This window comes from Ornithinimicrobium cavernae, assembly GCF_003121625.1.
GTDB lineage: Bacteria > Actinomycetota > Actinomycetes > Actinomycetales > Dermatophilaceae > Ornithinicoccus > Ornithinicoccus cavernae.
The window spans coordinates 225,162-251,151 of record NZ_QDDJ01000003.1 but is presented as its reverse complement, the minus strand read 5'-3'; the positions used below and the strand labels follow the sequence as shown (position 1 = coordinate 251,151).

The following is a 25,990-nucleotide window of genomic DNA, read 5'->3' as shown; positions in this document are numbered from 1 at the left end:
GGCGGGCGTGCCGATCAGCCGAAGCGTCCGGAGATGTAGTCCTCGGTCGCCTTCTTGGTCGGGTTGTTGAAGATCTTCTGGGTGTCGTCGAACTCGACCAGCTGACCCGGCTGACCCGTGGCCTCCAGGTTGAAGAAGCCGGTCCGGTCGGAGACACGTGCCGCCTGCTGCATGTTGTGCGTCACGATCACGACGGTGTAGTCGGACTTGAGCTCGTTGATCAGGTCCTCGATCGCCAGCGTCGAGATCGGGTCGAGGGCCGAGCAGGGCTCGTCCATCAGCAGCACCTCGGGCTGGACGGCGATCGCGCGGGCGATGCACAGCCGCTGCTGCTGCCCACCGGACAGCCCCGACCCGGGCTTGTCCAGACGGTCCTTGACCTCGTTCCACAGGTTCGCGCCGCGCAGCGACTGCTCGCACAGCTCGTCGGCCGCCTTGCGGGACATGCGCTTGCTGTTGAGGCGCACCCCGGCCAGCACGTTGTCCCGGATGGACATCGTGGGGAACGGGTTGGGCCGCTGGAAGACCATGCCGACCTGGCGACGCACGTCGACCGGGTCGACTCCCCGGCCGTAGAGGTTCTGGCCGTCGATGCTGACCTCTCCCTCGACGCGGGCGCCCGGGATCACCTCGTGCATGCGGTTGAGGGTGCGGATGAAGGTCGACTTGCCACACCCGGACGGGCCGATGAACGCCGTGACCGACTTGGGCTCGATCACCATGCTGACGTCCTTGACCGCATGGAAGTCGCCGTAGAAGATGTTGAGGTTGTTGACGTCGATTCGCTTGGACATCTGGGGTCTCTCCTGGGATTGGTCAGCGGCCGGACTTCGGCGCGAAGATCTTGGCGATGAAGCGGGCGAGCAGGTTGAGCGCCACCACGAGGATGACGAGGAGCAGCGCCGCTGCCCAGGCCCGCTCCTGGCTGGGCTCGATGACCGCCGGGCTGAGCGGCTTGGTGAACATCCAGTAGGTGTAGACCGCCAGGGTGTTCATCGGCCCCTCGAGGAAGTTCCAGTTGAACTCCCGGGCGAAGCCGATCGCGACGAGCAGTGGGGCGGTCTCACCAATGACGCGGGCGATCGCCAGCGTGATGCCGGAGGCCAGCCCTGACGCCGCCGTCGGCAGGACCACCTTGGCGATCGTGCGCCACTTGGGCACGCCGAGAGCCAGGCTCGCCTCGCGCAGCTCGTTGGGGACGATCCGCAGCATCTCCTCACTGTTGCGCACCACGGTGGGGATCATGAGGACCGACAGCGCGACGGCACCGGCCAGCCCCATCTTGGCGTCACGGATACCGAAGATCTGGGTGAACAGGGCGAAGGCGAACAGACCAGCCACGATGGAGGGGATACCGGTCATCACGTCGACCAGGAAGCGGATGCCACGGGCGAGCGCGTTCTTGCCGCCGTACTCCACGAGGTAGATCGCGGTGAACATGCCGATCGGCACCGAGATGACGGTCGCCAGGCCGGTCACGATGAGCGTGCCGATGATGGCGTGGCCCGCTCCGCCGACGAGGGGGCCCTCACCGGCAGCGTAGGCCTGGTCGTGGGTCCCGGTGATGCCCTTCATGTCGGTGCTGATGAAGAACCACTCGAACGCCAGCGGCAGACCCTGCCCGATGACCGTCCACAGCATGGAGATCAGCGGCACGACCGCACAGACGAAGGCGGCGTAGACCAGCCAACGGACGACGATGTCCAGACCGACGCGCTGCCCACCGGCCGCGCGGTAGTAGAGGTAGGAGACCAGCAGGAAGGCCAGGTAGCCGACGACCAGGCCGACCACCATGTGCAACCCGACGACCTGCCAGAGCACGAGCCACACGGCGACGGCCCCGAGGCCGATCAGCAGCAGCGGCCGGTCGGACGTCGGACGCACCGGTGAGGGAACGATCCCCGACAGGTCGTCCATCCGGGAGTGGTGGATGTCGCTCTCCGGCGACCGGGTGGGCGTGCTCATCAGTTGGCTCCCGAGAACTCGGACCGCTTCTCCACGATCCACCGTGCGAAGAGGTTGACAGCGAGGGTGAGGACGAACAGCACGAGACCCGCGGCGATCAGCTCGGACAGGCGCAGGCCCGCGGCCTCCGGGAAGTTGAGGGCGATCTCGGCCGGGATCGTGTTGTTGCCGCTGGCGGTGAGCACCCAGGTGAACACTCCGGGCGAGAGGATGATGGCCACGGCCATCGTCTCGCCGAGAGCGCGGCCGAGGCCGAGCATGACGCCACCGATGACACCGGGCGCCCCGAACGGCAGGACCGCGGTCCGGATCATCTCCCACTTGGTGGCTCCGAGAGCCAGCGCGGCCTCCTCATGGAGACGGGGCGTCTGCAGGAAGACCTCGCGGGACACGGAGGTGATGATCGGCAGGATCATCACGGCCAGCACGACGGCGGCGGTCAGCAGCGTGCGTCCCGTGGCGGAGCGGCCGTCGAAGATCGGGATGAAGGCGAGGTTCTGGGACAGCCAGTCGTAGAGGGGCACCAGCTGCTTGGCGAAGACCGCCATGCCCCACATACCGAAGACCACCGAGGGAACGGCAGCCAGCAGGTCGATGACGAAGCCGATGGCGTTCCCGACCCGCCGCGGGGCGTAGTGCGAGACGAACAGCGCGATGCCGACCGCGACGGGCGTGGCGAGCACCATCGCGATGAGAGAGGCCACGACCGTGCCGAACACCAGGGGCCAGACGTAGCTGAAGAAGCCCTCACCCCCGCTGATCTCCTCCCGCTCGGCGGTCAGCGCCGGCATGCCCTGCCAGATGAGGAAGACGGCGACGAGCGCCAGGATCAGCAGGATCAGGATGCCCGAACCGAGGGAGAGGCTGCTGAAGACGACGTCCCCCGGTCTGCGGACGGGCTTGTGCGCCGACGAGGTGGCCCGGGTCACGACCGAGCCCTCCTCCGGGGCCTGCCCCGGGTCAGCTGGAGGTGTCATGGGTCTTCCTTCAGGGGACGTGTGTGGGATGTTCTGCTCTCAGACGCAGTATGCCGACGGCCGTCCAGACAACACCGGACGACCGTCGACACAGTACTGCTATCAGGGTGTGGCTCAGCCGCCCTGGATCATGCTGATGGACTCCATGACCTGCGCGCGCATCTCGTCCGAGATGGGAGCCGAGCCCGCGGCGTCCGCGGCGACCTGCTGGCCCTCGGGCGAGGCGACGTAGCCCAGGTAGTCCTTGACCAGGTCCGCCCGGTTGGCGTCGTCGTAGTGCTTGCAGGCGATGTGGTAGGAGACCAGGACGATCGGGTAGGCGCCGGACTCGGTGGTGTCACGCGCCAGGTCGAGGGCGAGGTCACCCTCCACACCGGTGTCGGCTGGCTCGGACGCGTCCACGACCTTGGCCGCGGCCTCCGGGGAGAAGGCGACGAACTCGTCACCCACACCGATGGCGGCCGACTGGCCGGTCACGGCGGAGGCGTCGGCGTAGCCGATGGAGCCCTCGGTGGAGTTGACGACCTGCATGACACCGGAGGTCTGCGCGGCAGCCTCACCGCCGGGGACCGGCCACGCGTCGCCCGCCTCGTGGGTCCACGCGTCGGGAGCGGCCGCGCTCAGGTACTCCATGAAGTTCTCGGTGGTGCCGGACTCGTCCGAACGGTTGACCACGGTGATCGGGGTGTCCGGGAGGTCGGCGTCCGGGTTGTCCGCGGCGATGGCCTCGTCGTTCCAGGTGGTGATGTCCTGGTTGAAGATGCCGGCCAGGGTGGTCGGGGACAGCTGGAGACCGTCGACACCGGGCAGGTTGTAGGGAACGGCGACCGGGGAGATGTACAGCGGCAGGTTGATCGCGCCCTCGGGTCCACAGACCTCCGCGGCGGTGGCCTGCTCCTCCTCGTCGAGGTAGGCGTCCGAACCCGCGTAGTCGGTGGCGCCGGCCAGGAACTGCTCGCGGCCCGCACCGGAGCCCACGGCGGTGTAGCCGACGCTCACGTCGGGCTGGACCTCGAGGTAGCCCGCGATCCAGGCGGTCACCGCGGACTCCTGCGAGGAGGCACCGGCACCGATGAGGTCACCGGACAGGCCCTCGGCCGGGGTGTAGGCGCCGCCAGCGGCCGGCTCCTCGGTCTCGCCGCCGCCCTCAGCGGGTGCGTCGGTGGCCTCGCCGCCGTCGGCGCCCTCGTCGGTGGTCTCCTCCGCCGAGGTCTCCTCGGAGGTGGTGTCGTCGCCCTCCTCGTTGCCGCCACAGGCGGTCAGGACCAGGGATGCGGCCATCGCAATCGCGACGGTGGAACCAAAGCGGTTCAGCTTCACGGTGTTGCCTCTCTTGCTCTGAGGGTGTCAGGTGGCACGCGGACCTGCAGCTCCTGCGCAGTCTGGCGTGCTGGCGGCGTTGCCAACCTCGCCGAAGGTTAGGGAGAGGACGTGACCCGGGCGGGCGTGCTGGGTGAACAGGACGTGAACGACATTTGAATCCGCAACACATCGGGTGTGGGATCGCTCACGATGAGGCAGGTCACAGGGCGCCGAGGACGACACAGAGGAGCGCGCTGAGACCGGCCGCAGCCGGAAAGGTGAGCACCCAGGTCGTCACGATCCGACCGACCACGTCCCACCGCAGCGCCGAGCGCCGCCCGGTGAGCCCCGTCCCCAGGATGGACGCGGTGATCGTGTGCGTCGTGGAGACCGGTGCGTGCAGGACCGCGGCCAGGTAGAGGATCCCGGCAGCCGAGGCCTCCGCAACCATGCCCTGGGCCGGCTCCGGTGCCGGCGTGATGATCCGACGACCGAGGGTCCGGACGATCCGCCAGCCCCCCGCATACGTCCCGGCGGCGAGCGCCAGGGCCGAGGCGGCCATCGCCTGCCAGGGCAGGCTGTCCTCGCCCCCGTGACCGCTGACCGCCAGGACCAGGATCACCACCCCCATCGTCTTGGCGGCGTCCTGCAGCCCGTGCCCCAGCGCCATGGCACCGGCGGAGGCGACCTGGGCGCGGCGCACGTCGCGGCCGACGTGCTGCCGCCGGGTGCGACCGATCACCCGGATCAGCACGCGCATCGCGAGGTAGGCGACGACCAGCCCGGCGAGCGGTGACACCAGCATGGGGAGGACCACGTCACTCCAGATGCCGTCCCACAGGACGGTCGACCCGGCGGCCAGCGACGCGCCGGCCAGGCCGCCGATGAGGGCGTGCGTGGAGGAGGACGGCATCCCCCACCACCAGGTGAGCACGTTCCAGGCGATGGCGCCGAGCAGGGCGGAGGCGATCAGCACCAGCCCCTCGGCGCCGCTGGGCGGCACGATGATGTCCTCGCCGATGGTGCGGGCGATCCCCTCGCCCAGGAAGGCGCCCACGAGGTTGAGGCCGGCCGCCATCGCGATGGCGATGCGGGGGCTGAGCGCCCGGGTCGAGATCGCCGTCGCCACGGAGTTGGCCGCGTCGTGGAAGCCGTTGGTGAAGGCAAACGTGAGAGCCAGCCCGATGACCAGGGCGGCCGGCAGCCAGTCCACCCTCAGGACTCCTTGATGACGATGCCCTCGACGACGGTGGCGGCCCGCTCGAGGCCACGGACCGCGAGGGCCACCTCCTCGATGACGAGGGTCACCCGCACGGCGCGCAGCGGCTCGCTGCGACCGGAGAGGGTGTCCGACAGCATGTCCCGCCGGGTCTGGTCCGCGCGCATCCCGAGGCGCCGCATCTCGGCGGGGTAGCCCACGACCGCCCCGAGGTCGTGCAGCTCGGGCATCGTCTCGGCCGTCAGCTCCGCCATCCGCACCAGCGTGTCGATCAGGGTCGCGGCGCTGTCGGGGGCGTCGTCGAGGCGGTATCTGATGCCGGCGTCGACGGCACGCTCCAGGTGGACCAGGACGTCGGAGAGGGCCACGGCGAGCTGGTGGATGTCCCCCCGGTCGAACGGGGTGATGAACGACTCGCGAGCCATGGCGACGATCTGACCGCGGGCCTGCTCGGCCTCGCGCAGCAGGGCGCGCACCCGGTCCAGCTCCGGTCCCCGGGCGACCGTGGTGACCCCGAGGGTGTCGCGCAGCACGAGGGTCCCCTGGTGGACCTCGGCGGCAAGCCCGGCGAACGCGGCCGTGAAGGGCGCGGTTCTAGGGGTCACACGAAGGCGCACGCGTCTGCTCCCGGTTTCTCGACAGCGCGACGGGGCGTCGCCGCTTCGCACATGGTACGCAAGCCACGAGAGGGATCCGAAACCTTCGGTTCGCCGCAGGGACACGTCCGCGTCATGTGGCCGCAGCCGCGTGCGTTCACGTGAGGTGATGTGCCGGGCCGGGAGCGCCTCTCGGCGCGTGGCCGCTCGTAGCGGCGAATGTTGGAGCCCGGGGCTGCCGCGGCCCGGCACACGCTCAAGGCTAACCGCTCGGGTCCGGATCCTGTTCCCGCGGTGTGGACGGGGCGGCAGAACAGCAGGTCAGCGTGGTGCGGCCCCGGGCAGCGGCGCGCGGGGGTCGCGGCCGGTCATGGCGAGCAGCTCCTCCAGCGGCGTGGCGCCCTCGGGTGCCGCGAGCTCGGGGCCGAAGGCGTCGCCGCGCATGTCCTCGGTGCCCGGGCCCGAGAAGAGTGCCACGAAGGCGCGGGCACCCGCGATGCTGGCCTCATCGGGGGCGTAGTCCTGCCCGGTGCCCCGGGCGAGGTCCCAGCCGTGGACGACCAGCTCGTCGAGCGCGACCAGACCTGCTGTCGCCCCGTCGAGCTCCACCCCACCCGCGGCGGTGGGGCCCGTCCAGGCCGACGGGTCCCGCCAGGCCTCGGCGAGGGCGGTCAGACGCTGCGGGATCCGCTCCCGCCAGTCCGCCGGCAGCAGGGCGGCGTCGCCCGAGGGGCCGGGCCCGTCGGGTGAGGTCTCCTTGCGCGCCGCCATCGCGAACGCCTCGGCCAGGCCGTCGAGATGCTGCAGGACGTCGCCGACGGCGTAGCGCGGACACGGGGTGGGGGCGGCCAGCTGGTCGTCCCGGACCCCGCGGACGACGTCGGACACCGCTGCCGCGGCGGGTCCGAGATCGCGCAGCGAGGTCCCGTCGGGTTCGTTCCCGCCGGGGTCCTGCTGGTGGGCGCTGTGCTCTTCGCGGCCGGGCTGGTCAGGAGCGGTCATGGGGATACCGACCCGTGGGGCCCGGCGAACTCATCGGGTCGTGGCTCAGTGCAGGTCGCCGCGGAGCCAGAGTCGTGCGCAGGCCTGCAGGTCGGCAGCGGTCTCCTGGAGCCTGGCGGCGCGCCGCAGCTCCTCCGGCCGGTGCTCCCCCGCCTGCTCCTGGTCGGGCACGCCCGGCATGTGGTGGGACTCCTCCGCGGCCTGGTCCCCGTGCAGCACGGCGAGGCCGGTCGCCGTCACGTGGCAGAAGGCCGCCGCCCGCTCCAGGGCGACGTCCAGGTCACCGTCGAAGACGCCGGTGAGGATCTGGTGGGTGAGGTCCCGCAGGTCCTCCGGCCGCGGCGGCTCGACCACGCCGGAGATCACCCGGTAGACCTCTGCGTGCCCCGCCCCGGCGCTGAAGGCCCGTGCCACGAGGTCGGGGGAGCGGTGCACCCACTCGTGCAGGGCGTAGAGGCGCCACAGCGCGCCCGGCAGGGTCCTCGCGGGCCGGGCGGACCACACCTCCGCGAGGGTGGCGAGCCCGACGGTCCGGGGCAGGTCGACCAGGCGCGCGCGGATCTCGGGGTCCTCGCTGGCGCGGCCCCGGTCCACCAGGACGGCGGCGGTCCGGTGCGCCATCTCGGCGACCTCGAGCTGGTCGGGTCCCGCCGTGGTGGCGTCGATCGACTCCGGCGGCACCGGCACAGGCTTGTGGAACCTCATGCCTCCACCGTACGTGCGGCGCGCGACGGGGCCCACCCGTCGGCCAGCACCACGACCGAGTGACCGGGCAGGTGCACCACGTCCCCCTCGACCCGCACACCACCAAACTCCGCTGCCGTATGCCGTGTGCGCGGCTCTGCCGGTGCCGCCACCCTGGCGTCGGTGTCGGCGAGGTTGGCCACCACGTGCACCGCCCCACGGGTGAGGACCAGCACGTCGCCGGACCGGGCCAGGTGCCCGTCGGTCAGCGGTGTCGCCAGCAGGTCGGGGAGCTCCCGGCGGAGACGCAGGAGCGTGCGGTGCCACTCGAGCAGCGACGCGTGCGGCTCGACCGCCGGCTCCGCCCAGTCCAGGCGCGAGGCGGCGACGGTCCTCTCGTCCTGGGGGTCCGGGACGGTCGCGGACCAGCCGTGCTCGGCGAACTCGCGTGCCCGACCGGTGCGGATCCCCTCCACGAGCTCCGGCTCGGAGTGGTCGGTGAAGAACTGCCAGGGCGTGCCGGCGCCCCACTCCTCACCCATGAACAGCATCGGCGTGTAGGGCGCGGTGAGCAGCAGCGCCGCACCGATCGCCGACTGACCGGGCGTGAGGCCGTGGCACAGGCGGTCACCGGTCGCGCGGTTGCCGACCTGGTCGTGCGTCTGCAGGGAGGCGACGAACCGCCACGGCGGAGTGGTGGCCAGGTCGACGGGCCGTCCGTGGCTCCGGCCGCGGAAGCTCGAGTAGGTGCCGTCGTGGAAGAAGGGCGTGCGCGTCAGCACCTTGCCCAGCGCGCCGGGGTCGGCGAAGTCGCCGTAGTAGCCCTGGGTCTCGCCCGTCAGCGCCACGTGGAGGGCGTGGTGGATGTCGTCGGCCCACTGACCGGTCAGCCCGAGGCCTCCGGCACCGCCGGGCCCGCGCGGGCTCACCGTGGCCGGGTCGTTGCGGTCGGACTCGGCGATCAGGCTCCGTGGCCGGCCGGTGCGCTCGGCGACCTCGTCGGCGACCACGGCCACCGACTCCAGGAGGTGCTCGGCCCGCTGGTCGTGGAGCGCGTGGACGGCGTCCAGGCGCAGCCCGTCGAGGTGGAAGTCCTCCAGCCACATCCGCACGTTGTCGAGCAGGAACCGGCGCACCTCGTCACTGCCCGGGCCGTCCAGGTTGACCGCGTCACCCCACGGTGTGTGGTGCCGATCCGTGAAATAGGGCCCGAACTGCCCGAGGTAGTTGCCACTGGGGCCCAGGTGGTTGTAGACGACGTCGAGGCACACCGCCAGCCCGCGCCGGTGGCAGGCATCGACGAACTCCTGCAGGCCGCGGGCGCCGCCGTAGGGCTCGTGCACGGCGAACAGGGCGACCCCGTCATAACCCCAGCCGTGCCGTCCCGGGAAGGCGGCGACCGGCATGAGGGAGATCATCGTCACGCCGAGGGCCACGAGGTGGTCCAGGCGGGCGGTGGCGGCCGCGAGCGTGCCCTGAGGCGTGAAGGTCCCGATGTGGAGCTCGTAGAGGACGGCGCCCTCCAGTCCGGCGCCGGCCCAGCCCGCATCACCCCAGTCGTATGCCGTGCGGTCGACGAGGGCGGACGGGCCGTGGACCCCGTCGGGCTGGGACAGCGAGCGCGGGTCGGGACGGGGGTCACCACCGTCGAGACGGAAGGCGTAGCGGCCGTCGTCGCCCGGTTCGATCGGGGCCACCCACCAGCCGGGCCGGCCCCCAGGCACCATCGGACGCGCCCGGTGGCGGTCAACGGCCGGGTCACCGTGCGCCCGGTCGGAGTGACCGACGACCACCTCGACCGTGCGTGCCCCGGGTGCCCACACGGCATACTGCCGGGGCGGCTGACTCTCCTGCGTCACCCCACCGATCCTGCCATCTCGCGGCCGGCGCGCGACCAGACGTGCGGGGTGTCAGCCGAGTGGTGTCAACCCTGCCCGCCGAGGTCGACGGTGTAGGCCTCGTAGACCAGGTCTCCCCCGCGCTGCCGGTGCCGCACGAGCTGGCCGATCAGCTGCGTCGCGGACTCCCGCAGGGCCTGCAGGTCGGCGTCGTCGGGTCCGTCCGTGTAGGCCACCAGACAGCCCTCGATGGCGTCGCGCAGCCCGACGTGCTCAGCCACCAGCCGCCTGGCCGCCGCGGCGAGACGGGGGGCCGCCGACCCGGCACTGTCGTAGAGACCGCCGGGGCGCTCGGTGAGACTGATGTGGTCCTCGAAGTCCCGGGACAGCTGCGCCAGCGCCACGGCGACCCGGGTGCGCCAGCCCGAGCCGCGAGCGATCGGCGAGGCCAGCGCGTCCTCGACACGGCGCACCGCGTCACGCAGCTCCGCGCGGTGGGCGCGCACCTGCTCCAGGTAGGTCGCGAAGTCGTCCGTGCCGCCCATCGAAGCCTCCTCGGTGCCGGACTCCATCGTCCTACTCCCGGGCGAGGAGCGCTACGGGCAGATCCGCCAGGAGGGTGTCCGTGGAGACCGTGCCCTCGTGCCGGGCCCCCGTCAGCCGGTCGGTCCAGGCGCCGGGCGGCAGGGCGAGCGCGGTCGGGGGCACCTGCCCGTCGGCGTCGGGAGCCCGGGGGGCGAGCACCACGACGTCGTCACCGCGCAGGTAGCAGAGGACGTCCTCGCCCGCAGGCAGCGGGGTGAACCCACCCGCGAAGGACCCGCGCCGCTCCCGCCGCAGGCGCAGCGTCGCCGCCGTGACCAGGAGCTTCTCGTCCGAGAGGTCCCGCGGCGCGGCGCCCGCGTCGAGCCGGGCCAACCGCTGGGCCCGGTCGGCGAAGTCGACCGGGCGCCGGTTGTCCGGGTCGACGAGCGACAGGTCCACCAGCTCGACCCCCTGGTAGGTGTCCGGGACTCCGGGCAGGGTGAGCTGCACGAGCGTCTGGGCGAGGGTGACGGCACGCACCCTGGCCCGGTTGGCGGCCACTGCCTCGTCGATCACGGACCGCAGCTCACCCGGCGCGAGCGCCGCCCGCGCCAGGCCGAGCACGCGGTCCTCGTAGTCCTGCTCGACCGCGACCCAGCTGGTGTGCTCCTTGCCCTCGCGGAGCGCCTTGACCAGGTAGGCCTCGAGACGGTCGGCGGTGAGCTCGAGCGGCGTCCCGGTGGGCCCTGCGGCGCCCAGGACCGTCTGCCAGACCAGGTGCGCGGTCGGCCCGTCGACACCGTGCCCGGCCGCGGCCGCGGCGAACGCCTCGGTGCAGGCCAGCCACGCAGCGGGGTCGGCCGCCACGGCCAGCAGCCGGGCGCGGACGTCCTCGCTGCGCTTGGTGTCGTGGGTGGACAGCGTGGTCATGCTTCCGGGCCAGCGGGCCGCCTGGTGCTCCGCCCACGCGAGCAGCTGCTCCACCCCGGGAGCGGCCGCGGGGTCTGCCCCGACCTCGTTGAGCGCGACCAGCCGGTGCCAGCGGTAGAACGCGGTGTCCTCGATCCCCTTGGCCATGACGGGTCCGGTGACCTGCTGGAACCGGACCGCCAGGTCCCGGGCGGCGGCCGGGTCGTGGGAGGCCTCCGGTGCGAGCAGCACCTCACCGAGGGCGCGCACGGTGTCCGGGTGCCGGCTCCTCCCGGCGGCCCGTTCGACCGCCTCGTGCAGCCGCGTGGCCGACGTGGGGTCGGTGTCGTGGCCGGGTCGGACATAGGCCCGGTAGACGTCGACGGCGACCAGCAGCTCGCGCAGCGCCTCCTGCAGGGCCTCGGGCCCACGGTCCGGCAGCACCGTGCGCGCCCTGCGCAGCAGCCGGCGCGTCTCGGGCGTGAGCAGGGTGTCGACCGCCGCGCGCTTGGCGGCCTCGACGACCGGCTCGAGGGACGGCTCCCCACCGACCTCGGCCCACGCCCGGTCGACCGTCTCTGCCGTCGCTGCCGGCACGAGCGCCGTCTGCAGTGCCGCCTGGGCGTCGTAGCCCGTGGTCCCGGCGCACTCCCAGGCGTCCGGCAGCCGCTCGGGACCCTCCAGGATCTTCTCCACCCAGATCGGCGTCCCGGCCAGGCACTGGCGGGTCAGCCGGCGCAGGTAGTCCTCCGGATCGGCCAGCCCGTCCGGGTGGTCGATGCGGAACCCGTCGATGACCCCGCCGTGGTGCAGGTCGAGCAGCAGCCGGTGCGTCTGCTCGAAGACGTCGCTCTCCTCGACGCGCACGCCGATCAGGGAGTCGACCTCGAAGAAGCGGCGGTAGTTCAGTGTCGTCTCCGCCTCGCGCCAGTCGGCCAGGAGGTAGTGCTGCCGATCGAGGATCGCGGCGACGTCCGCGCTGGCCGGCGCCTCGGCATACTCCGTCGCCGTGCCCTCGGCCACGGGGAACACGTGCTCGTGGTAACGCAGGACGAGCTGTCCGGCCGCCGGGCCCTCGTCGGCGCGGCCGGTGTCCAGGACCAGCTCACCCGCCGCCAGCACGTCGGCGAGCGGGGCGCCGAGGAACGGCAGCCCGAGACGGTCGTCGAGGGCCGCCCAGTCCACGTCGAACCAGTGCGCCGAGGCCGCCCGGCGGCCCTCCCGCAGCACCTGCCAGACCTGCGCGTTGGCCCACTCCGGCGCCGTGAGGGCCATGTGGTTCGGGACGATGTCGACGACCACGCCGAGGCCGGCGTCGTGGCACGTGGCCGCGAGCCGCTCCAACCCGGCGCGGCCACCGAGCTCCTCGTTGACGGTGGCGTGGTTCAGGACGTCGTAGCCGTGCGCCGACCCGGGCACGGCCGTGAGCACCGGGGAGAGGTAGACGTGGGAGACGCCCAGACCCGCCAGGTAGGGGACCACCCGGCGGGCGTCGTCGAAGGTGAACCCGGCGTGCAGCTGCAGCCGGTAGGTCGCGGTGACGTCGAGTGGCCTCACGTCCCCGAGTCTGTCAGCCGGCGGTGTCAGCCGCGGCCGTGGACGGGATCCAGCGCCTCGAGGTTGTCGGCCGTCCTGCTGGCGACCTCGGCGGCGACGTCGGCGCCGGTGGTGCCGGTGACGGTGACGCCGACCAGGTAGTCGCCGCGGCGGACCACCGCGAAGCGGTAGTCGACCCCCGCGGACGTGGCCCGGTAGAGCAGGTAGTCGTCGTCTCCGTCTCGGCCGGCCCAGGTGAGCCGCTCCCAGTCGCCGTCCGCGTCCCGGACGCAGTAGGTCATGGTGGCGTCCCGCAGGGCGTCACGCGCCCACACGCTGTCCTCCCAGCCGGTGACCTGGATGGTCACGGTTCCCGGAGCCCAGCTCCCGCCCTCGTGGTAGTACATCCACTCCTGGCCCGCCAGCGGCTCGACACCGGGTCCCGACCCCGGCCCGGCGCCGTTGCACACCATGGGCCCCGACACGGGCACGGTGCGACGGTAGTTGCTGCCCAGCTGGGGGGCGCCGAACTCGTCCAGAGCGGCCACACCGGTCGGGCGGGCATCCGGTATCTCCCAGGCGTTGCCGGAGTCGCCGGGCTGCAGACCGCCCTCGGGCAGGGGCGGGGCCGCCTCCTGCCATGGCGGGTCGGTGGGCTCCCCTCCGGACAGCTCCTCACCGCTCCGCCCCTCGGTCTCGGTCTCGGTCTCCGGGGTCGATGCGGTCGGATCGACCGCCGACGTCGTGGTGGGATCGACCGTCGATCCCGCGGCCGGGTCGGTCGTCGACGCCGTGGGCTCAGGCCGCCGGTCAGCCGCCTCCTCGGTGGGCGCGGCCGCCAGAGTGGTCTCGGGCGTCCCGGGGCCGATCCCGCTCGGGAGCAGGCCCGGGAGCACCAGGGCCGAGCCACCGACCAGCGCGGGACCGAGCACGGCGACCGTCGCTCCGGTCGCGATCGCCCGGCGCCGCCGAATCTGCCCGACCCGCCGGTGCACGCCGTGCACCAGGGCGGCATAGTCGAACTCCACGTCCCCGACGGTTCGGCACAGCTGCCGGCTGAACCGCGCCTCGTCGCCCTCGGGAGAACGACCGAGGATGCCAGGGCTCATCGTCGTCCCCGCTCAGTCGCGGCCGTGGACCGGGTCGAGGGCCTCGAGGTTGTCGGCCGACTTCCCTGCGATCTCGGCGGCGATCTGCGTCGCGGCTCCCTCCGAGGCGTCCCGCACGGTGACCGCGATCAGGTAGTCACCCTGCCGGACGACCGCGGCGGTCAGCTCGGAGCCCTCCGGTGCGAACACCAGGTAGTCCTCGTCGCTCTCGTGCCCCGGGAACGGCTGGGCCTCGGCCACGCCGGAGTCCCAGGTACAGAGCGTGTAGGCGTCCTGGACCAGGCCGTCCCGGGCGGCCGGGCTGTCCTCCCAGCCGGTGACGGTGATGTCGATGATCAGACCGGCCTGGTCGTCTGCATAGTGGCTGAAGTGCTGGCCGGCGAGGGGCTCGACGCCACCGGCGCGACCCGGGTCGCACGTCATCAGGCCCATCACCGGGGCCACCCGCGGATAGTTCATGACCAGCTGTGGGGCACCGAGCCCGTCCAGCGCGTCGACGCCGGTCGGCCGCGCGTCCGGGATCTGCCACGCGTTCGGGAAGTCCTCGTTGTCGGGCTGGGCTCCCCCCTCCGGCATGGGGGGTGCGGACTCCTGCCAGGGCGCCTCGCCCGCCGTCGGGGCGGTGGTCACGGCGGCGTCGTCGGTCGGTGCGGCCTCGTCCGTGGGGACCGCGGCGTCGTCGGTGGGCACCGGGTCGACCGTGGACGCCGCCTCATCCGTGGGCGGCGCCTGGGTAGCGGCGGCCGTGTCGGTCGGTGCGGCGGAGGTCTGCCCGGAGGCGTCGCTCGACCCTGCGGGTGTCAGGGCGCTGCCCGAGCCTCCGTCGGGCAGGATCTCGGGCAGCACCAGGGCCGCTCCCCCGACGAGCGCCGGGCCGAGGACGGCCACAGCGGCCCCCGTCGCGATCGCGCGCCGGCGCCGGATCCGTCCGGCGCGCTGGTGCGCACCGGTCACGAGGGCCGCATAGTCGAACTCTGCGCTGCCCACCGCACCCCGCAACGCCCTGGAGAGGTCGTCGTCCCGTCGGTTCCCCTGCTGAGAGGCCATCAGCCGATCCCCTGCCATTCCCGGGCCGGCAACAGCCGGCGGAGTGTCTTCATCGCGTTATGGGCCGCGCTGCGCACGGCCTGTTCGGAGCAGTCGAGAGCCCGGGCGATCTGCGCGTCCGGGAGGTCCTCGTAGTAGCGCAGCGCCATGACGGCCCGCTGCCGGTCCGGCAGCTCGCGCAACAGGGCGAGCACGGCATCCCGCTCGGTGACCTGTTGCGCGACACCCGCCCCGACGGGCTGTGCCCGGTCCGCGGTGACCGCCTCGTGGGAGACGACCTCCGTGGTCCACCTGCGGCGCTTCTTGGAGATCAGGGTGTTGACCATGGTGCGCCGCACGTAGGCGTCGACGTTCTCGGCCTCGGAGATCCGGGACCACTTGGTGATCACGGTCGCCAGGGTGTCCTGGACGAGGTCCTCCGCGTCGGCCTTCGCGCCGGTCATGGCGTAGGCGAGCCCCACCAGACGGGGCATCGCGCCCTCGACATAGGCCTCGATCTCGCCCTGCTCGGCCGAGCGGCCGAAGAGCCTCATCCTGGTCTCCTGTTTCTCACAACCGCAATGACGCGGGGAACCCGGGGAAATGTTGCACCCACCGCTACCCACTATCCCCGACCGTCCCGTCTCTGGGAGGCTCCGACCACCGAGGACGCCGCGCTGAGGGGTCAGGTCGCCCGCCAGGGGGCGCTCCTCCACTGCTGCTCGACAACCGTGGGGCGGGAGGGTGACAGGACGCTCAGGGCCGCCCGGTAGCCCGGCAGCGGTGGCTGCACGGAGACGATGCTGACGGGCTCGGCGTGCGCACCGAGCTTGAGACGGGCCTCACCACTCACCCAGTCCCAGCCGTCGGTGCCCGGCGGTAGGTCGACGGCGCGCTGGACATCCAGACCGACCTGATGAGTGCGGCACAGGGCGACGCCGATCAGATGACCAGAGTGCGACACGGAGACCTCGGGGGGCCGCTGCTCGTCTGCCTGCAACGGGCCGACCACCCGCGGGCGACCGTGGGGCTCACCGCACTCGGCGCACGTCCGGTCGATCCGCACCTGGTCCGGAGCGCACCGCAGCTCATGTGAGACCACCGTGCGCAGCAACGCCGCTCCGACCAGGGACCGGCCGCGGTCAGCCGGACGGTCCAGCGAGGCGACGCGCTCCTGCTCGACGGCACTGAGCAGCGGCAGGAGGCGCCGGTCGGCATCGAACAGCGACCCCCACCAGAGCTGCACCTCCGTCGCCATCGGCCCTAATTACCTCTCAGTTGTGTGATGAATATCGGTTAGGTTAGCCTTCGCTTTCGTGACCGTGTCCGTCCCCACACCCCGGCCAGTGGAGCTCAGTCGTGGTGTGCTCGCCGCGGCGGCGCCCCCGGACAGCCCTGCTCTGCTCACGCCGGACGGGGACGTCCTCAGCCACCGCGAGCTCCGCGAGCGCGTGTCGGCGCTGGCGGCCCACCTGCCCGACCCGGCCGACGGTCGCCGGTTGGTGCACCTGCCGCTGCGCAACGACGTGAGCAGCGTGACGGCCTATCTGGCCGTGCTCGAGGCGGGCCACTGCGCCCTCGTCACCTCCGACGCCCCGGAGCGCACCAACCAGATCGTGGCGACGTTCCGCCCGGATGTCGTCGCCACCCCTGACCCGTCCGACCCGTTCGAGGTCCTGCCCGGTGGCCCGGCGCACCTGCTGCACCCCGAGCTGGCGCTGCTGCTCAGCACCTCAGGGAGCACGGGCTCGCCCAAGCTGGTGCGGCTGTCCCACAGCAACGTGCGGAGCAATGCCGTGGCGATCGCGGGGGCACTCTCCCTCGGTCCTGCCGACCGTGGCATCACCAGCCTGCCGCTGCACTACTGCTTCGGGCTGTCCGTCCTGCACTCGCACCTGGTCTCGGGCGGCTCCGTCGTCATCAGTGACGGCTCCGTCCTGGACCCGGCCCTGCGGTCCGCCATCGACGCGCAGGGGGTCACCCACCTGGCAGTGGTGCCGCACATGGTGGAGCTGCTGGTGAGAAGTCACGAGCTGGACCGGCCGCACCCGTCGCTGCGCCTCATCGCCCAGGCGGGCGGACGGATGCCGGAGGGGCGCGCCCGCGAGCTGGCCGCCCTCGGGCAGGAGCGCGGCTTCGGGCTCGCGCTGATGTACGGCCAGACCGAGGCGACCGCGCGGATCTGCGTGCTCGAGCCCGGGCTCACCGCGGACCATCCGGACGCCGTCGGCCGTCCCGTTCCCGGCACCGTCCTACGCCTGGACCCGTCCGTCCCCGGCGCCGCCGACGGCGTGGGTGAGGTCGTGGTCAGCGGCCCCGGCGTGATGATGGGCTACGCCGAGCACCCCGACGACCTGGCGCTGGGCGAGATGCTCACCGAGCTGCGCACGGGGGACCTCGGCAGGATGGACGCCGACGGCCTGCTACGGATCGTGGGGCGACGGTCCGGTTTCCTCAAGGTGATGGGGCTGCGCATCGACCTGGCAGTGGTCGAGTCGGCCCTGGAGGCCGAGGGGCTCCAGGTGTGTGTCACGGGGGACGACGCCGGCCTGCGGGTGGCGGTCGAGCCCACGGGCGAGGACACCGCTGCGCTCGCCGCGCGGGCCCGGTTGGTCGCGGCGGAGACCTCAGGGGTCGGCGTGGCCGCGGTCGAGGCCGTCGCCGTTCCGCTGGCCCGCCTGGGCAACGGCAAGGTCGACCGGACGGCGTGCGACGCGCTGGTGCGCGCACGCGCCGCCGGAGGGCGCGGCGGCACCGCGGAGGCCCTGCCGGAGGGCGTGGCCGACGAACCACCCCTCGCGGTGCGTGTCGCCGCCGTGCTCCAGCAGGTGCTCGCCCGCGACGCGATCGACCTGGACCGCAGCTTCGTACAGCTCGGCGGCGACTCCCTGAGCCACGTGCAGGCCTCGCTCCGGCTGGAGGTGCTCCTGGGCCCCCTCCCCACCGGCTGGCACCACCGCCCGTTGCACACCCTGGTCGCGCAGGGGCAGGAGCAGCAGGGCGCTGGTCACCCGACTCCGAGCCACCGCACCATGGAGATCTCGGTCCTGCTCCGCGCCGTGGCCGCGATCATCATCTGCGGGTCACACGCCGACCTGTTCCGCATCCTCGGGGGTGCCCACACGCTGCTGGCCGTCGCCGGCTTCAACGCCGCCCGGTTCGGGCTGTCCGCACCGACCGGTTCCGAGCGCTGGCGTGGCGCGCTGCGCCTGCTGATCGGTGTCGCCGTGCCGACAGCCGGCATCGCCCTGTTCGGGATGCTCACCCACGACCGTTACGGCTGGGGCAACGTGCTGATGGCGAACTGGATCGCCGGCGACGTCACCTACGGCAAGCACAACGAGCTGTGGTTCATCGACACCCTGGTGGCCAGCCTGGTGCTCATGACCCTCGTGCTGACGGTGCCGCCGGTGGGGCGCGCCTGGCGGGACCACCCCTGGCGGGTCGCCGTCCTGATCTCTGCGCTCGCGCTCATCCCGCGCTTCCTCATCCTCGGCCTGGGTGAGGGTGTGCTGCGCGGCATCATGCCCACCACCTTCTGGCTCTTTGCCATCGGCGCCGCGGTCGCTCACGCCGACACCAGGCGGCGCAGGCTGACGACGCTGGGGCTGGCCGTCCTGGGTGGCCTCACCTTCTTCCCCGACGACCCGGTCCGCAACCTGACCATCCTGGCGGGCATCGCGACCCTCACGCTCGTCCCGGAGGTGCGGGTCCCGGCCCGGTTGGCCGGACCGATCGGCGTCCTGGCCGCCGCCTCCCTCTACATCTACCTGATCCAGTTCCAGGTCCTGGGCTGGGTGCCCACCCCCGTGGGCGCCACGGCTGCCGCCCTGGCCGCCGGCTGCCTGCTGTGGTGGCTCCTCGCCCGCCCGGTGCGCAGGTTGCAGGACCTGGTGCCACTGTCTGCTGACCGGTCCCCCGCCCCCATCTGTCGAGAGTGATATCCGTGCCCCGTCGCCGCCGTTCCCTGCTCGCCGCCCTGCTGACCCTGCCACTCGCCCTCACCGCCTGCGGCGGCGGTGAGGAGTACGTGCCCGACCCTGAGGCGCTCCAGATCTACTCCTCCCAGCACAAGAACGTCACCGAGGCGTGGGCCGAGGCGTTCACCGAGGAGACGGGCATCAAGACGCAGGTGCGGTCGGGCCAGGACTCCTCGATGGGCCACCAGATCGTCCAGGAGGGGGAGGCCTCGCCCGCCGACGTCTTCCTCACCGAGAACTCACCGGCGATGACCGTCGTCGAGCGGGCGGGCCTGCTGGCCGAGATCGCTCCGGAGACGGCGGCCCAGGTCGCCGACCACCTGGTTCCCTCCTCGGGTGACTGGGTCGCGATCGCTGCGCGCTCGACGGTGCTCGTCTACAACCCCGAGGAGATCGCCGAGGCCGAGCTCCCCGACTCGCTGATGGACCTCGCCGACCCGGCCTGGAAGGGACGCTGGGGCGGCGCGCCCGGCGGTGCGGACTTCCAGGCGATCGTCGCAGGCATGCTCGCCGACCAGGGCGAGGAGGCGACCGGCCAGTGGCTGGAGGCCCTGCAGGACAACGCCGAGATCTACCAGAACAACATCGCCACCATGAAGGCAGTCAACGCCGGTGAGGTCCCGGTGGGCGTGATGTACCACTACTACTGGTATCGCGACCAGGCCGGCGACAGGTCCGGCAGCGGCAACACCCAGCTCCACTACTTCGGCAACGAGGACCCCGGCGCCTTCGTCAGCCTGTCCGCAGGCGGTGTCCTGGCCGGCTCCGACCGGGCCGAGGAGGCACAGCAGTTCCTGGCCTATGTCACCAGCCCGGAGGGACAGCAGGTCCTGGCGGACAGCGGATCGATGGAGTATGCCGTGGGCACCGGGGTGGCGTCCGACCCGGCACTCCCTCCCCTGGACTCCCTGAACGCCCCGCCGGTCGACCCCTTCACGCTCAACTCCGAGCAGGTCATCGCCCTGATGACCGATGCCGGCGTCCTCTAGGAGCCGGGGCGTCACCACTGCGGCCGCGCTGGTCGCGGCGCTCGCCGTCCTGCCCCTCGTCGTGGTGGGGGTGCAGGCGTCAGCCGGTGGCCCCGGCACCGCGATCGACTTCCTGTTCCGGCCCCGGGTCGGTGAGCTGCTCGTGCACACCGGTCAGCTGATCGCCGTCACCGTGCCGGCCACCATCGCGGTCGGGACCCTGGCCGCCTGGCTGGTCGAGCGCACCGACCTGCCCGGCGCCGGGTGGTGGCGCACCCTGCTGCTGGCACCGCTGGCGGTCCCGGCGTTTGTCAGTGCCTATGCCTGGATCAGCCTGGCGCCGGCGATGACCGGGTTCCTGGGCGCGGCGCTCGTCACGACCCTGGCCTACTTCCCCTTCGTGTTCCTCCCGGTGGCCGCCCTGCTGCGGGTGCTGGACGGCACCGAGGAGGAAGCGGCCCGGTCACTGGGTCTGGGTCCGTTGGCGGCCACCCGGCGCACCGTCCTGCCCCGGCTGCGCCCGGCGATCAGCGGCGGGGCGCTCCTGGTGGCCCTCCACCTGCTGGCCGAGTTCGGCGTCCTGGAGATGATGCGGTTCCAGACCTTCACGACCGCGATCATGCAGCAGTATGCCGTCGGGTTCAGTGACACGGCCGGCAGCCTCCTGGCATCGGTGCTGGCTCTGCTCTGTCTGCTCGTGCTGACCGTGGAGGTGGTGGCACGGGGGCACCGACGGGTCGCCCGCGTCGGGGCGGGGGCCCACCGTGGCGCCGAGTCGGTGCCGCTCGGGCCCTGGAAGGTCCCGGCCCTGCTGTCGCTCGCTGTCCTGGTGGCGCTGGCTCTCGTGGTGCCGCTGGTCATGATCGCGCGCTGGCTCCTGGTCGGCACGGAGGCGGTCGCCGGTGAGGACCTGCTGCGAGTGGCCCTGACCACGGTCGGCCTGGCCCTGCTCGGCGGGCTGCTCACCACGCTCCTCGCGCTGCCCGGCGCCTGGCTGCTCAACCGCGGGCGCTCTGCCCTCTCGCTGGTGCTGGAGCGGGTCACCTTCGTGGCGAGCGCGCTGCCCGGCGTCGTGGTCGCCCTCGCCCTGGTGACGCTGACCGTCCGCTGGGCGCGGCCCCTCTACCAGACCGTCGGTCTGCTCGTGCTCGCCTACGCCATCCTCTTCCTGCCCCGGGCGATGGTGTCGCTGCGGTCCGGGCTGGCCGCGGCACCGCCGGAGCTCACGGAGGCAGCCCGCTCCCTGGGTGCTCGTGGCCCCGAGGCCTTCGTGCGGGTCGTGCTGCCCCAGGCTGCCCCGTCGGTGCTCACCGGCTTCGTGCTGGTGGCCCTGGCGATCGGCACGGAGCTCACCGCGACCCTGCTGCTGGCCCCGACGGGCGCGGAGACCCTCGCGCTCGCCTTCTGGAGCGCCAGCAGCGAGCTGGACTACGCAGCGGCCGCGCCCTACGCGGCCGTCATGGTGGCTCTGTCGGTGCCGCTCACCCTCCTGCTCCGGCGTCAGATACTGGAGGAACGATGAGCGACATCCGGATCAGTGACGTCTCGGTCGGCTACGGCGCGACGACGGTCCTCGACCGCGTCGACCTGAGCGTCCGGGCCGGGTCGACCACGGCGGTGCTGGGCGGTTCCGGCAGCGGCAAGACCACCCTGCTGCGGGTGATCGCCGGATTCCTCCGGCCGACGTCGGGGCAGGTCGAGATCGCGGGGCGCACCGTCGCGGGGAACGGCACCTGGGTGCCTCCCGAGCGGCGGGGTGTCGGCTATGTCCGGCAGGAGGGTGGCCTGTTCCCCCACCTCAGCGTGGCCGGCAACATCGCCTTCGGTCTGCCCTGGCCGCGACGCAGGCACCGCAACCGGGTGCTGGAGCTGCTCGACCTGGTCGAGCTGCCCGCCCACCTCGCCGACCGACGGCCCGACCAGCTCTCGGGTGGTCAGCAGCAGCGGGTGGCGCTGGCCCGCGCGCTGGCCCCGGGCCCGGACCTGGTGCTCCTGGACGAGCCGTTCTCCTCGCTGGACACGGCGTTGCGGTCCAGCACCCGCGAGGCCACGAGCCGCGCGCTCCGTGCGACGGGGGCGACCTCGATCCTGGTGACCCATGACCAGGGGGAGGCACTGTCCTTCGCCGACGAGGTCGCGATCCTGCGTGGTGGCACGTTCCGTCAGGTGGCCGCGCCGCGGGTGATCTACGGCGAGCCGGTCGACGCGCTCGTCGCCGCCTTCCTGGGGGACGCCGTGCTGCTGCCCGGCACAGCGTCAGCCGGCGCGGTGCACTGCGTGCTGGGTGACCTGCCGGTGCGCGGCTTCGTGACACACGGTGATGTCGAGGTGATGCTGCGGCCGGAGCAGATCGTTCTCACCGCACCGGGCGCCGGCCAGCTGGATGCGGTCGTCCGCAGCGTTGCCTACTTCGGTCACGACGCGGTGGTGGAGCTCGACCTGGAGGCTGAGGTGGCTGTGGGAGAGCCGCCCCACGGGGTCCGGGCCCGCGTCGCGGGAGCACAGCCACCGTCGGCCGGTGAGCGGGTCGGACTGGCGGTGGTGGGGCCGGCCCGGGTCTACCCCGCCAGGTGAGGCGGCGGCCCGTCGTCGACTATCCTCGACGGTGCCGTCCCCAGGCCCAGCCGCTCCGGCTGGAAGTCCACAGCCGTGGCACGAGAGGTGACTATGACCACCCCAGAGACGACCGCCTCAGGTCTGCGCACGCTGGCGCACGAACGCATCCTGGTCCTGGACGGGGCGTGGGGCTCGCTGCTCCAGCAGGCCGGGCTCACCGAGGACGACTTCCGCTTCGAGGGTGCCGACCCGGGGCGCAGCTACCGCGGCAACTTCGACCTCCTGCAGCTCACCCGGCCCGACGTCATCCGGGACGTGCACCAGCAGTACCTCGAGGCCGGCGCCGACATCACCACGACCAACACGTTCACCTCGACCTCGATCGCGCAGGCGGACTACGGCACCCAGTCGTTGGTGCCGGAGCTCAACCGGGCCGCCGCCCGCCTGGCCCGCGAGGTCGCCGACGAGTACGCCGCGCGCGACGGCCGGCCGCGCTGGGTCGCCGGGGCGATGGGTCCGACCAACCGGACGGCCTCCCTGTCCCCCGACGTCGAGCGACCAGAGTTCCGCGCCGTCACCTACACGGAGCTGCACGAGGCGTATGCCGAGCAGGCGCGGGCCCTGCTCGAGGGCGGCGCCGACCTGCTGCTCATCGAGACCGTCTTCGACACCCTCAACGCCAAGGCCGCCCTCCGCGCGGCCGACACGGTCAGCCAGGAGCTGGGCCGGCCGGTCCCCGTGATGCTCTCGGGCACGATCACCGACGCCTCCGGCCGCACCCTCTCCGGCCAGACCCCGGAGGCCTTCGTCATCTCCACCGCCCACGCCGAGCTGCTCTCGGTGGGGCTCAACTGCGCCCTCGGCCCCGCCGCGCTCCGCCCGCACCTGCGCGAGGTCTCCGGTGCCACCGAGCGCCTGGTGTCGGTCCACCCCAACGCGGGTCTGCCCAACGCCTTCGGCGGCTACGACGAGACCCCCGAGCAGATGGCCCAGGTCCTGGGTGACTACGCCCGCGAGGGCATGGTCAACATCGTCGGCGGCTGCTGCGGGACCACCCCCGCGCACATCGAGGCCATCGCCGCGGCCGTCCGGGGAGTGGCGCCCAGACGCCCACCCCGGCTGACGGCATATCTGCGTCTGTCCGGGCTCGAACCGTTCACGGTGACCCCGCAGACCAACTTCATCAACGTCGGTGAGCGCACCAACATCACCGGCTCCCCCAAGTTCAAGAAGGCTGTCGCAGAAGGTGACTGGGACACCGGCGTCCAGATCGCGCGGCAGCAGGTCGAGGCGGGGGCGCAGCTGATCGACGTCAACCTCGACGAGGGCATGCTCGACGGCGTCGCGGCGATGACCCACTTCCTCAACCTGCTCGCGGCCGAGCCGGACATCTCACGGGTGCCGGTCATGGTCGACTCCTCGCGCTGGGAGGTCCTCGAGGCCGGGCTGCGGTGCCTGCAGGGACGCGGCGTCGTCAACAGCCTCTCGCTCAAGGACGGCGAGGAGGAGTTCCTGCGCCGGGCGGCCATCGTGCGGCGCTACGGGGCGGCGGTCGTGGTGATGGCCTTCGACGAGACCGGGCAGGCCGACACCCTGGCGCGCCGCCAGGAGGTGTGCGGGCGGGCCTACCGACTGCTGACCGAGCAGGCGGGCTTTGCACCGCAGGACATCATCTTCGACCCCAACGTGCTGACCGTGGCGACCGGCATGAGCGAGCACGACCACTACGCGCGCGACTTTATCGAGGCGACGCGCTGGATCAAGGCGAACCTGCCCGGCGCGCTGGTCAGCGGTGGCATCAGCAACGTCTCGTTCAGCTTCCGGGGCAACAACGTGGTGCGCGAGGCGATGCACGCGGTGTTCCTGTTCCACGCGATCGCCGCGGGTCTGGACATGGGCATCGTCAACGCCGGGATGCTCGGCATCTACGAGGAGATCGACCCCGAGCTCCGGGACGCGGTCGAGGACGTGATCCTGGCCCGGCGTCCGGACGCCGCGGACCGACTGCTGGACCTGGCCGAGCGCTACAAGGGCGAGTCCTCCGGCCGCGGCACCTCCGCCGACCAGGCGGCCTGGCGCGACGCGCCGGTGGCCGACCGGCTCCGGCACGCCCTGGTCCACGGCATCGCCGACCACGTGGTCGACGACGCCGAGGAGGCCTACCAGGAGCTGGGCTCGGCGCTGACCGTGATCGAGGGCCCGCTCATGGACGGGATGGACGTTGTCGGTGACCTGTTCGGCAGCGGCCAGATGTTCCTCCCCCAGGTGGTGAAGTCGGCCCGCGTGATGAAGCGTGCGGTGGCGCACCTGACGCCCTACCTGGAGGCAGCGGCTGCCGAGACGGGTGGCCACACCAAGGGCAAGATCCTGCTGGCCACCGTCAAGGGGGACGTGCACGACATCGGCAAGAACATCGTCGGGGTCGTCCTCGCGTGCAACGGCTACGACGTGCGCGACCTGGGCGTCATGGTGCCCGCCGAGACGCTGCTCGACACGGCGGCCGAGTGGGGCGCCGACGTCATCGGCGTCTCCGGGCTGATCACGCCGAGCCTCGACGAGATGGTCGGCGTCGCCACGGAGATGACCCGGCGCGGCCTCTCCACACCGTTGCTGGTCGGCGGGGCCACGACCAGCGCCGCGCACACCGCGGTCAAGATCGACCCCGCCTACGCCGGGACCGTCGCCCACGTCACCGACGCCAGCCGGGCCGTCGGCGTCGCCGGGGACGCGATCAGTCGGGAGTCCGCCCTGGCCGAGCGCGTGGGCCGGCAGTTCGCCGAGCTCCGGGAACGGCACGGCGACAAGCGGGTCACCCTGGTGGACCTGGCGACAGCCCGCGCGGACACCCGCGCGGTGAGCGCCCCCGGGCAGCCGGCGCCGCGCCGGCTCGGACGCCACGTGGTCGAGCCGTCCCTGGAGGAGCTGGTCGAGGTCATCGACTGGACGCCGTTCTTCTCGGCGTGGGAGCTGCGCGGCACCTACCCGCGGCTGCTCGAGGACCCGCGCCAGGGGCAGCAGGCCCGCGAGCTCTTCGCCGACGGGCAGGCCCTGCTCCGCCGGATCGTCGACGAGCGGCTGCTGAGGCCCCGCGGCGTCGTCGCGCTGTGGCCCGCCCGCCGGCTCGGACCGGACGACGTCGAGATCACCGAGGCGGACGGCACCACGACGGTGCTGCACACGCTGCGGCAGCAGAAGCAGCGGTCCAACCGTTATGCCGCCCTGGCCGACTTCGTCGCTCCCGAGGGCGACCACATCGGCGGGTTCGCGGTGGCCATCCACGGCGCGCACGAGCTCGCGATGCAGTTCAAGGAGGATCTGGACGACTACTCGGCGATCCTGGCCCAGGCGCTGTCCGACCGACTGGCCGAGGCGTTCGCCGAGTGGCTGCACCGCCTGGTGCGCACCGACCTGTGGGGGTATGCCCCCGAGGAGCAGCTGGAGATCGCCGAGCTGGTCAAGGAGCGCTATGACGGCATCCGCCCGGCGCCCGGCTACCCCGCGCAGCCCGACCACACCGAGAAGCGGACGCTGTTCCGGCTGCTGGGCGCCGACGAGGTCGGCCTGGAGCTCACCGAATCGTGCGCGATGACCCCCACCTCAGCGGTCTCCGGGCTCTATATCGCCCACCCCGAGGCGGTCTACTTCGCGGTCGGCAAGCTGGACCGCGACCAGGTGAAGGACTACGCCGCGCGCAAGGACTGGAGCCTGGAGGAGGCCGAGCGCTGGCTCGCGCCCAACCTCGGCTACCAGCCCTGAGCGCGCGCTCCCGGCTGCAGACCTCCGGCCCTGAGAGCGGTT

20 protein-coding genes are annotated in these 25,990 nt (G+C 72.4%); 5 read left to right on the top strand and 15 right to left on the bottom strand.

What is annotated here, in order from left to right:
* Positions 1 to 14: 14 nt before the first annotated feature.
* The 15 genes from pstB to DA085_RS04415 all read right to left on the bottom strand — a co-directional run bounded on the left by pstB (position 15) and on the right by DA085_RS04415 (position 15,946).
* Positions 15 to 794: a phosphate ABC transporter ATP-binding protein PstB gene (gene pstB / locus DA085_RS04485; RefSeq protein WP_109471730.1), complete on the bottom strand. Its 780-nt coding sequence runs from the start codon at positions 792 to 794 to the stop codon at positions 15 to 17.
* Positions 795 to 816: 22 nt separating this feature from the next.
* Positions 817 to 1,965 (bottom strand): phosphate ABC transporter permease PstA, encoded by a 1,149-nt coding sequence (gene pstA, locus DA085_RS04480; protein ID WP_109471729.1) that lies wholly within the window; start codon positions 1,963 to 1,965, stop codon positions 817 to 819.
* The gene (pstC, locus tag DA085_RS04475) at positions 1,965 to 2,894 is read right to left on the bottom strand and encodes a phosphate ABC transporter permease subunit PstC (RefSeq protein ID WP_419866500.1); all 930 of its coding nucleotides are present in this window, start codon (positions 2,892 to 2,894) and stop codon (positions 1,965 to 1,967) included. The genes pstA and pstC overlap by 1 nt, the downstream gene beginning before the upstream one ends.
* A gap of 162 nt (positions 2,895 to 3,056) precedes the next feature.
* The gene (gene pstS / locus DA085_RS04470) at positions 3,057 to 4,262 is read right to left on the bottom strand and encodes a phosphate ABC transporter substrate-binding protein PstS (protein WP_237565308.1); all 1,206 of its coding nucleotides are present in this window, start codon (positions 4,260 to 4,262) and stop codon (positions 3,057 to 3,059) included.
* Between the two features lie 202 nt (positions 4,263 to 4,464).
* Complete coding sequence (locus DA085_RS04465; RefSeq protein ID WP_109471727.1) at positions 4,465 to 5,457, bottom strand: inorganic phosphate transporter; 993 nt, start codon at positions 5,455 to 5,457, stop codon at positions 4,465 to 4,467.
* 2 nt (positions 5,458 to 5,459) lie between these two features.
* Positions 5,460 to 6,068 (bottom strand): DUF47 domain-containing protein, encoded by a 609-nt coding sequence (locus tag DA085_RS04460; protein WP_161958411.1) that lies wholly within the window; start codon positions 6,066 to 6,068, stop codon positions 5,460 to 5,462.
* 312 nt (positions 6,069 to 6,380) lie between these two features.
* Positions 6,381 to 7,061, bottom strand: a complete 681-nt coding sequence (locus DA085_RS04455) for a TIGR03086 family metal-binding protein (protein ID WP_109471725.1) — start codon at positions 7,059 to 7,061, stop codon at positions 6,381 to 6,383.
* A gap of 45 nt (positions 7,062 to 7,106) precedes the next feature.
* Positions 7,107 to 7,766, bottom strand: a complete 660-nt coding sequence (locus DA085_RS20865; RefSeq protein ID WP_154402095.1) for a hypothetical protein — start codon at positions 7,764 to 7,766, stop codon at positions 7,107 to 7,109.
* The gene (gene treZ, locus DA085_RS04445) at positions 7,763 to 9,604 is read right to left on the bottom strand and encodes a malto-oligosyltrehalose trehalohydrolase (RefSeq protein ID WP_237565307.1); all 1,842 of its coding nucleotides are present in this window, start codon (positions 9,602 to 9,604) and stop codon (positions 7,763 to 7,765) included. Before treZ ends, DA085_RS20865 begins: the two co-directional genes overlap by 4 nt.
* Positions 9,605 to 9,669: 65 nt before the next feature.
* Positions 9,670 to 10,155 carry a hemerythrin domain-containing protein gene (locus tag DA085_RS04440; protein ID WP_109471724.1) on the bottom strand — a complete coding sequence of 162 codons (486 nt, stop codon included), beginning with the start codon at positions 10,153 to 10,155 and terminating at the stop codon, positions 9,670 to 9,672.
* A gap of 4 nt (positions 10,156 to 10,159) precedes the next feature.
* Entirely contained in the window at positions 10,160 to 12,574 is a 2,415-nt protein-coding gene (treY, locus tag DA085_RS04435; RefSeq protein WP_109471723.1) for a malto-oligosyltrehalose synthase, read from the bottom strand.
* 26 nt (positions 12,575 to 12,600) lie between these two features.
* Positions 12,601 to 13,662, bottom strand: coding sequence for a hypothetical protein (locus DA085_RS04430; RefSeq protein ID WP_109471722.1), 1,062 nt, complete (start codon positions 13,660 to 13,662; stop codon positions 12,601 to 12,603).
* Between the two features lie 12 nt (positions 13,663 to 13,674).
* On the bottom strand, positions 13,675 to 14,709 hold the full coding sequence (locus tag DA085_RS04425; RefSeq protein ID WP_109471721.1) for a hypothetical protein: 1,035 nt from the start codon (positions 14,707 to 14,709) through the stop codon (positions 13,675 to 13,677).
* Positions 14,709 to 15,242, bottom strand: coding sequence for a SigE family RNA polymerase sigma factor (locus DA085_RS04420; protein WP_109471720.1), 534 nt, complete (start codon positions 15,240 to 15,242; stop codon positions 14,709 to 14,711). The genes DA085_RS04425 and DA085_RS04420 overlap by 1 nt, the downstream gene beginning before the upstream one ends.
* Before the next feature lie 131 nt (positions 15,243 to 15,373).
* A complete protein-coding gene (locus DA085_RS04415; protein WP_109471719.1) occupies positions 15,374 to 15,946 on the bottom strand; it encodes a 4'-phosphopantetheinyl transferase family protein in 573 nt (190 codons plus the stop codon).
* 58 nt (positions 15,947 to 16,004) lie between these two features.
* Between DA085_RS04415 and DA085_RS04410 the strand changes: the two genes are divergently transcribed.
* From DA085_RS04410 to metH, 5 genes are all read left to right on the top strand, one after another.
* Entirely contained in the window at positions 16,005 to 18,629 is a 2,625-nt protein-coding gene (locus DA085_RS04410; protein ID WP_109471718.1) for an AMP-binding protein, read from the top strand.
* A gap of 5 nt (positions 18,630 to 18,634) precedes the next feature.
* Positions 18,635 to 19,657, top strand: a complete 1,023-nt coding sequence (locus DA085_RS04405; protein WP_237565306.1) for an iron ABC transporter substrate-binding protein — start codon at positions 18,635 to 18,637, stop codon at positions 19,655 to 19,657.
* Entirely contained in the window at positions 19,641 to 21,158 is a 1,518-nt protein-coding gene (locus tag DA085_RS04400; RefSeq protein ID WP_109471717.1) for an ABC transporter permease, read from the top strand. Before DA085_RS04405 ends, DA085_RS04400 begins: the two co-directional genes overlap by 17 nt.
* The gene (locus DA085_RS04395) at positions 21,155 to 22,210 is read left to right on the top strand and encodes an ABC transporter ATP-binding protein (protein WP_109471716.1); all 1,056 of its coding nucleotides are present in this window, start codon (positions 21,155 to 21,157) and stop codon (positions 22,208 to 22,210) included. Before DA085_RS04400 ends, DA085_RS04395 begins: the two co-directional genes overlap by 4 nt.
* 93 nt (positions 22,211 to 22,303) lie before the next feature.
* Positions 22,304 to 25,948: a methionine synthase gene (gene metH / locus DA085_RS04390; RefSeq protein WP_109471715.1), complete on the top strand. Its 3,645-nt coding sequence runs from the start codon at positions 22,304 to 22,306 to the stop codon at positions 25,946 to 25,948.
* The last annotated feature ends 42 nt before the right edge of the window (positions 25,949 to 25,990 follow it).